The following is a 2,890-nucleotide window of genomic DNA, read 5'->3' as shown; positions in this document are numbered from 1 at the left end:
TTGCATTGAAGATTGGGAACAAAAGGTTGATGCCATTGTAGAGGAAACTTTCAATGAAGATATGCGCCTCATCAGCGGGATCCCACCCTGGTGCCAGATGTATTTCGACAGGCTTTCAGCTAAAGCGGGTGGTAAAAAGGTAAAAGATATTTTTCCAAATTTTAGCCTTTATGTTTATGGCGGGGTAAACTATGAACCGTACCGCGCCCGTATGGAAGAAAGTATCGGTTTTAAGATTGACTCGATAGAAACTTATCCCGCTTCCGAAGGCTTTATTGCCTTTCAGGATTCGCAGAAGGAAAAAGGTCTGCTTCTTTTAGTTGATTCGGGGATCTTCTACGAGTTCATTCCATCCGAAGAATACTTTAATGAAAATCCAACCCGCATCAACATTAAAAATGTGGAATTGGATAGAAACTATGTCCTGATCATGAACACCAGCGCGGGGCTATGGGGATATAGTATAGGCGATACTATTAAATTTGTTTCCAAAGATCCCTACCGTATTATTGTTACGGGTCGTATCAAGCATTATATCTCTGCCTTTGGCGAGCATGTAATAGGTGAAGAGGTTGAACATGCTTTAATGAGCGTGGCCAAAGAAGAAGGTGTTGATGTAGTTGAATTTACAGTTGCCCCGCAGGTTAATCCGCCGGCAGGCCAACTACCTTACCACGAATGGTTTGTTGAGTTTGGGACCCCTCCTCCTAATCTTCAGGCTTTCGCCATAAAAGTAGATAAGGCCCTTCAGAATAAAAATATTTACTATTTTGACCTGATTGAAGGTAACATTTTACAACCTTTGGTAATCCAAAGCCTGCAAAAAGACGCCTTTATCAATTACATGAGGGCCGAAGGCAAGCTTGGAGGACAAAACAAAGTACCGAGGCTTTCGAACGACAGGAAGATAGCCGAAGGATTAAAGAGTTTTATAAAATAAAGATAATTGAGTAACCAGGTAAAAAACATTGCCATTCTTGGCTCAACAGGCAGCATCGGTACACAAACACTTGATGTAATAAGGTGGAACAGCAATTTATTCAGGGCATTTTTGCTTACGGCACACTCCAATGCGGAGTTGCTGATTAGCCAGGCTATTGAGTTTGTGCCGGAGTACGCCATTATTTGCGATCAAAGTAAATACCAGGAGGTTAAACAGGCTTTGGCGCATTTACCGATACAGGTACTTGCCGGTCATCAGGCCATTATAGATACGGTAACCCATCCCGAAATTGCAGTTGTGTTGACTGCAATGGTTGGCTTTGCCGGTTTAGAACCTACTATAGCAGCTATTAAAGCGGGAAAAGACATCGCCCTTGCTAACAAGGAAACACTTGTTGTTGCCGGAGACATAGTAACCACTTTGGCTAAACAACATGAGGTTAAAATTTTGCCTGTTGATTCGGAGCATTCGGCTATTTTCCAGTGCCTGGTTGGTGAGGAAAATAATCCGATAGAAAAACTGATCATTACCGCTTCTGGCGGACCGTTCCGTGGTCGTGACCTCGACTTTTTAGCCAACGTTACCCGCGAAGATGCCCTTAAACACCCTAATTGGGTTATGGGCGCTAAGATCACTATCGATTCGGCATCGTTGATGAATAAGGGGCTTGAGGTTATTGAAGCTAAATGGTTATTTGGTGTTGAGGCCGATCAAATTGAGGTTATAGTTCATCCGCAATCAATCATCCACTCGCTGGTACAGTTCAGAGATGGATCAATCAAAGCGCAATTAGGCGTGCCGGATATGAAACTGCCGATACAGTATGCCCTCACCTATCCAGAGAGGGTTCCAACCAATTTCAAACGTTTCAGCTTTACCGATTATCCTAATCTTACTTTTGAAAAACCGGACCTCGAAACTTTCCGTAATCTAAGCTTAGCGTATACTGCTTTGAGACAGGGAGGTAATATGCCATGCATTATCAATGCTGCAAATGAGGTGGCGGTTGCCGGCTTCCTTGACCGTAAAATTGGCTTTTTAACTATGAGCAACATTATTGAGGAGTGTATGCAGAAAATAAATTTCATTGCAAACCCTACCTTAACCGACTATTTGAATACTGACAAAGAAACACGCATCTTTGCGCAAAATTATATACAGCAATTGCCCTCAAAAGCATTACAATTTTAATATTACATAAATATAAATAATGAGTATAGTGATCATGGTGGGCCAGCTTATACTGGGCCTTTCAATTTTGATAATCCTGCATGAACTGGGGCATTTCCTGGCTGCACGTGCCTTTGGCATTAAGGTAGAAAAATTCTACCTGTTTTTTGATGCCTGGAATGTGAGCCTGTTTAAATTTACATATAAAGGTGTTGAATATGGTATTGGCTGGTTACCGCTGGGTGGCTACGTTAAAATAGCCGGTATGATTGATGAGTCGATGGATACCGAGCAAATGGCGGGCCCTCCGCAACCATGGGAGTTTCGCTCAAAACCAGCCTGGCAACGCCTTATCGTGATGCTTGGCGGCGTTACGGTAAACATCATATTGGGTATTTTAATATTCTGGGTTTTAACCATGCGTTTTGGCGATAGCTATATCCCTAATTCGGCAGCAAAATATGGTATTGTACCGGGCGAGGTTGGTAAAAAAATAGGCCTTCAAATTGGCGATAAGGTTATCGCTATAAACGGAAAATCTTTCGAACGTTTTGATGACCTTACAAGCCCACAAGTATTATTGGATAATACAGTGTTTACTATACAACGCGGTACTCAAACCCTGCAGATCAAGATTCCGCGCACTATTTTGAATGATCTTAGCGATCATGATATTGAGGGTTTTATCAGTCGCCTGCCACGGGCAAAATTCATCGTTGATTCGCTGGAACCGGGCAGCAATGCGGTAAAAGCAGGTTTAAAAAAGGGCGACAGCAT

General features: G+C 42.6%; 2 protein-coding genes and 1 pseudogene. All 3 read left to right on the top strand.

What is annotated here, in order from left to right; translation table 11 throughout:
• Window positions 1-940 (top strand): annotated as a pseudogene (locus tag VF500_RS06680) (GH3 family domain-containing protein); the annotation flags it as partial.
• Between the two features lie 6 nt (window positions 941-946).
• Complete coding sequence (locus tag VF500_RS06675; RefSeq protein WP_330858918.1) at window positions 947-2,134, top strand: 1-deoxy-D-xylulose-5-phosphate reductoisomerase; 1,188 nt, start codon at window positions 947-949, stop codon at window positions 2,132-2,134.
• 19 nt (window positions 2,135-2,153) lie between these two features.
• The coding region (locus tag VF500_RS06670) for a site-2 protease family protein (RefSeq protein WP_330858917.1) at window positions 2,154-2,890 on the top strand (737 nt) is incomplete at its 3' end.

The organism is Mucilaginibacter sp., from assembly GCF_036383575.1.
Classification (GTDB): Bacteria; Bacteroidota; Bacteroidia; order Sphingobacteriales; family Sphingobacteriaceae; genus Mucilaginibacter.
This window is presented reverse-complemented; position numbering and strand designations above follow the sequence as displayed.